Origin of the sequence: Thermogutta sp. (assembly GCF_014359955.1) — a bacterium.
Taxonomy (GTDB): Bacteria; Planctomycetota; Planctomycetia; order Pirellulales; family Thermoguttaceae; genus Thermogutta.
In genome coordinates this window covers 1-5044 of the sequence record NZ_JACIYL010000280.1, presented here as the reverse complement: position 1 = coordinate 5044, position 5044 = coordinate 1, and the positions used below count along the sequence as shown (strand labels likewise).

The window sequence follows — 5044 nt, the reverse complement described above, 5'->3', positions numbered from 1 at the left end:
GACCTATCTGCGGCAGTGGTTGAAGTGGCTGGAGCAGGTGGGCCCTGAAGGGTTGCATCCCGTGCCGGCTCTCGCCAAGGTCAACGCCCTCACGCCGACGGCAGAATTGCGTCCCAGCGAACAACAGCAGACGGACGAAGCCGATTTGATGCCCTATCCCATTCTCGATTTTATTGAGAAGGCGGCCATTCGCGACAAATTATCGCCCCGGGAAATCTATCGTCTCATGCGGCACGAGTTCCCCGACTATGGGCCCGAGCAACTGGTCACGTGGGTCGAGCGGTTCTTCCGTTTATGGTGCCGCAACCAGTGGAAGCGCGAGCGGTATGCGCCGGCGTTTCACGTGGATGATGAAGACCTTGACCCACGCAGTTGGTGCCGATTCCCGATTCTTTCGGGAGGATTCGAACGGGAGCTGGCGGAACTCCGCCAGGCAGTAGAAAACGGCAAGGTGTAACACCGGGCGTTTCCCAAGTAACGGAGTGATCTTTTTCGATGGGCTACACGTACGAATACCCGCGTCCCGCAGTGTGCGTGGATTGCGTTATTTTTGGGCTTCCCGAGACCGAAGCCGACCACCCTCATTCATCACCAGAGGTTCTCCTCATCCAACGGGCACGACCGCCGTTTGCAGGGATGTGGGCGTTACCGGGCGGGTTTGTGGACATTGACGAGCCTCTCGAAACAGCCGCGGCACGTGAACTGGAGGAGGAAACCGGTATTCGGGGGGCAGCGCTGGAGGTTGCCGGCGTTTACGGTACACCGGGCCGGGACCCGCGGGGGCGTACCATCTCGATTGTCTATCGCGCCGTGGTCTGGAAGTCGGCCCATTCACCGCAGGGTGGTGATGACGCGGCGAAAGCCGAGTGGTTCAGCCTTTCCGCCCTGCCGCCGATGGCATTCGATCACAATCAAATCGTGGAAGAAGTCACCGAGAATCTCCGACGTGACATCCGCACGCGACCGTTTGGGCGGGAATTATTTCCCGACAGTTTTGCAATCGTTGATCTTCAGCGGGTCTATGAGATCATGCTGGGATGCTCTGTTTCGGCAAGAAAACTTCAAAGTTTTCTTCTGAAAATGGGTGTGATTGCGCTGGCTGAGGGGGCGGAGGCCGCTTCACCCCCAATGCAAACCGCGGGGCGACAGAGAAAACTGTTTCGGTTCTGTCCGACGGTTTACGAAGAGCTGGCCCGCACGGGATTTTCACCCGAAGTATTCGCTGGAACGTGAGAAATTTTCGACGCCGGTTTCCCGAACGGGAGTTTCCGTTCGGACCGCCATCGTCGTTTGAGAGAAAAGGCATTACAAACGCTGCGAATGCGTAACCCGGAAGTTCGGAGGGCAGGTTCTTTACTCGCTTCGATAATAAAAATGGGCAGCACGGGGCCTTGGAGAGGAGATTCCCGCCTATGGACGCGCTGATCGTGGTCGATGTGCAGAACGACTTTTGCCCGGGAGGTGCGCTGCCGGTGCCGCGGGGTGACGAAGTCGTCCCTGTGATCAACCGGGTCATGCCACTTTTCCCGTTGGTGGTGGCTACCCAGGACTGGCATCCGCCCGACCATTGCAGCTTCGCGGCCAATCACCCCGGCAAACAACCAGGAGAGGTTGTGGAAATCAACGGAGTTCCACAAATCCTGTGGCCCGTGCACTGTGTCCAGGGAACTCCGGGGGCTGAATTTCATCCCCAGCTTGACACGCGGGTTTTCCGAGCGGTGTTCCGCAAAGGCACAGATCCGGCTATCGACAGTTACAGTGGTTTCTACGACAACGCCCGACGGCGCGCCACCGGGCTCCATGAATACCTCCAGGAAAACCACGTGACACGCATTTTTGTGAGTGGGTTGGCGACCGACTACTGCGTGAAGTGGACCTGTTTGGATGGCGCCGAGTTGGGCTATCAGACTTTCCTCATTGAAGATGCCTGCCGCGGCGTCGAATTGATGCCGGGCGACGTGGCAAGTTCGTTGCAGCAGCTTCGGGAGGCCGGTGTTACGATCGTTTCAAGTGCCGACCTCAACTCGATCCTGGGGCATCGCTCGTGAGTTTGCCGCATGATGCCTCGCGCTCCTGCACTGCCGGGTGAGGGGACAAGCTGCCCAGACGACTGGCGGCCACGGGACCCCCACAGTGCTGAGGGCAATCCCTCCACTCACGAAACGACGATTAAGGGCCGTACCGCGGGCAAATCACCCACCCAGGGGGACGGTTGGCGACCGGCTGATCTCCAGGGATTTGGCATCGTCCACTTTGACCGTTTTGGTGGAATACCAGAAGTAGATTCGCCGGGCTGTCGTCTTCTGAACGGGACCACCACGAAATTCCTGGCGGTAAAGCTCTGCTGGAACGTCCCCGTCCCCTTCCAGGACGAGGAGCGTTTTCGATTCATCCAGAGACAGACGCCTTGCGCGAGCCGTGTGAAATTGAGCTTCTACCGTGACGTTTCCCAAAGCCACGAGCTCAAGATGGGGTCGCTGTTCCCCTGGGGTGACAATTTGAAACGCTGTGAGTTCCTGACAGTTGAGAACCATTCCCTCCGGACCAAGTAGCGCTGGATCGTCAGGAAGCCTCTCGGCGGACCACGTGGTTACTCCCCCATACCGGGCTTTAACCCGGCCGTAACAACCCACCTGCCGCTGTTGGATGTTTCCCTCCAATTGCTGGTGGAAACTGATGTCCAGCATGATCAGCCGTTGATCTGGTGTGTTCACGGGCGGAGGGTTGGCTTCCTGATTGGGGTTGGTGTTGGGTGCTGAACTTGGCTGGGTGTTGTTTTCTCGGCCCGGGTTAGGCTGGGTCTGCTCGACGGCCTGTGGCGTGCCGCCGGTGTGGAAAATCCCGGCGACACTGGACGCCTGACGGACTGTTCCGAACCGCCCAGGTCCCGGCGCGGAGATTCGGCCGCTCAAGAAATCCACGCTGATCTCGCTGACACGCAATATATCCCGGGCAACGAGGTTGCCTGATGGATCGAGCTCGAGATTCTCCACAAACACATTCCCGATGGCCCGCACTAATCGCACCTGGTGTCTTTCGAAACTGGAGAGACTGGAGAGGATGACGGGCTGTGCCAGTTCAATTCCCAGCGCATCGGCCTGCAGACGCCGTGGCCCGGAAGTCAGTTGAACACCTCCCTGGAAAGAAATTGTTCGGCCGGCGAAGTCCATGCCCTGGTTCCACTGAATGGCAACACGGTCGTCCGCGGAGACGGGCAACATATGTGCGGCAGACTTGTCAATGTCAAGACGACCCACCCCGGCAACGGAGAGAAGATTGCGACCGCGGTCGAGAAAGATCTGATAACCTGTCAGGGCAAGACCCCGTCCCGCGACGTAGGCGGGATTTCCGGTGAGTGAAAAAATCGTGGAAGGCCGCGTGGGGTGAGTGACCTCGAGGTGATCACCGCGGAGCTGCAACGGGTGGAGGTCCGGTTGTTGGGTGCGTTCATCGGCAATGACGCTACCGTCCGCAGAAAGGGCTGTCAGTTCCGCTGCCTGGCCCGGATAAGCTGCGAACTCCATCCGCAACAGACTTGCCCGCAAGGCAATCTGGCCCGTCTCTGTCATGAAAGCTGGATGATTCTCCTTCCCGGAGGCCTTCTCACCCGGCTGGAAAGAGAGGCCGCGGGACGATGGAGAGGGTTGTGCTGGTGGGGGGATGTCCCACTTGATCCAGGCTTCCAGGCGGTCAGTTTGCGCGGCAAACTGGGAGGAAGTAACTTCGACACCGGATTGAGCCACGAAGCGACGAAGGCGAAGCGAGGCGAAATCGGCCGTGTGGGAACCGGCGTCTGCCCAGCACCAGATCTCCTGGGCCCTGAGAATCCCCAGACCGCCGGCCTCCATTTGAACACCGCCCTGGAGAGCGGCGATGCGCTCATTTGACTCGGTGGTCAACGTCAGGCTGCGTCCCCAGGTCAGGATCCATTCCTGCGAAGCGTTGGCGGGCGTGAACTGGGCTTTGCCGGGCCCCACAGCCACCAGCATTTGAATGTCTCCCGTTGGTGTCAGTTGGCATTGCACCGCCCGAGCGGAAAACTGATCTTTCCCATTTTTTCCCTGCACGCCGTTGGAACCATCCAGAGACATGGCCCCGGAAGTGGCGTCGTAGCGGAGGTCCTCGCCCTGCAATTCGCCATTCCAGGTGGGAAACACAATGCGGACGGGCTGGCCGACGGCCCGAACGAGGTGGACCTGCCATTTCGGCGAGCCGGGAACCGATTTCTTGGCGTTGGCGGGATCAGGGGACGCTTGGGTCGCCGCGGGCGAAACGTTTGTTCCGTTCTGCCCTTCTGTATTCTGAAAAGTCACAACGAGCTGCTGGCAGCGGAGCTGCAAGACGCTCTGGCCGTTTCGGGTCCGATCAACGTCCACGTGGTCTTCCAGGGTGATCGTTTTCTGAGCCGGAATGAAGAGCAGGGGCCCCTGACATGAAATGTCAAGCGCTTCATCTCGCGATAAGGTGGGTGAGGAGTCGGGAGGCGTCGTCGTCTGCAATTTGTCGGGAGTTCTCAGGGGCTCAAGATCGAAGTGAAGGCGATCGACATGGCGGAGCAGAAACCGATCGACATTGAGCGGTTCCTGCTCTGATCCTCCCCGCGAAAATGGCGTCCTTCCCCGGAAGACAATTTCCATCCCTGCCCCCCGGGCGCGATGTTTTCCCCAGGAAAGTTCCAGAGGATGATTCGTCCATACACGATGCTCCGTGACAGTAATATCGCGAGTGGTGAGACGAAAATCCGGATGATCCTGGGTGGGGTTTTCGCCTCGCACAACAACGTTGCCCAGCAGTTGGCCGGCAATGAAACGGCCGATTCGCGCTGTTCTCAGGTCAAGCGGCCGATCGAACTGAAAAATTGCCCCGTCGAGAGCTTCGAGGATCAGTATTTCCGGAAGATTCGACGGCCATTTTTGCGACGGTGAGGTGCGGGAATCAAAGACCAGAAGGCATGGCCGAACCAGCACGCGCCCCTCACCGAGATTCCAGTAGTCCTGGAAAAGCAGCGTCGTCTGGTCGATTTCCAGCATTTTGGCGTTTTTGA

The 5044-nt window shown here is 58.9% G+C and carries 3 protein-coding genes and 1 pseudogene; 3 read left to right on the top strand and 1 reads right to left on the bottom strand.

The features are described from left to right. The 3 genes and pseudogenes from H5U08_RS09885 to pncA all read left to right on the top strand — a co-directional run. Nucleotides 1-457: pseudogene (locus tag H5U08_RS09885) on the top strand (NAD+ synthetase); the annotation flags it as partial. 38 nt (nucleotides 458-495) lie between these two features. Next, nucleotides 496-1233 carry an NUDIX domain-containing protein gene (locus H5U08_RS09880; protein WP_297032576.1) on the top strand — a complete coding sequence of 246 codons (738 nt, stop codon included), beginning with the start codon at nucleotides 496-498 and terminating at the stop codon, nucleotides 1231-1233. Between the two features lie 179 nt (nucleotides 1234-1412). Next, nucleotides 1413-2048 (top strand): bifunctional nicotinamidase/pyrazinamidase, encoded by a 636-nt coding sequence (gene pncA / locus H5U08_RS09875; RefSeq protein ID WP_297032574.1) that lies wholly within the window; start codon nucleotides 1413-1415, stop codon nucleotides 2046-2048. Nucleotides 2049-2192: 144 nt separating this feature from the next. On the opposite strand, the gene H5U08_RS09870 is transcribed toward pncA, so the two are convergent. Beyond that, on the bottom strand, nucleotides 2193-5044 hold a 2852-nt coding region (locus H5U08_RS09870; protein WP_297032572.1), incomplete at its 5' end, for a hypothetical protein.